Source organism: Peribacillus sp. SIMBA_075, assembly GCF_046534585.1.
The window spans coordinates 1-277 of record NZ_JAWRYN010000481.1; the positions used below are offsets into that span (position 1 = coordinate 1).

Here is a 277-nt window from a genome sequence, read left to right on the forward strand (position 1 = left end):
GCCTCATTGCGACAGCCGCTTTATTGCGTGAAGAAAGCCGGGGCGGCCATTACCGGGTCGATATCCCGGAAATGAAAGAACAGTGGACCGGAAAAGTCATCGAGTTGTCGAAACAAGGGACAAGTTTAAGCGAGCGTAAAATTCAATCCAAGGAGACAGTATGATGAATCGTTTGAAAGCAGAACAAGCGTTAAAGGAATTTTTACTCGAAGATATCGGAGACCGCGACGTATCGTCTGTATAGCCAGCGCAAGATTCTCCTAAACTTTTTCCAATT

General features: G+C 45.8%; 1 protein-coding gene. It reads left to right on the forward strand.

What is annotated here, in order from left to right:
- The first annotated feature begins 5 nt into the window (after positions 1-5).
- Entirely contained in the window at positions 6-164 is a 159-nt protein-coding gene (locus SB775_RS29085) for a hypothetical protein (protein WP_410864685.1), read from the forward strand.
- Positions 165-277 lie beyond the last annotated feature (113 nt).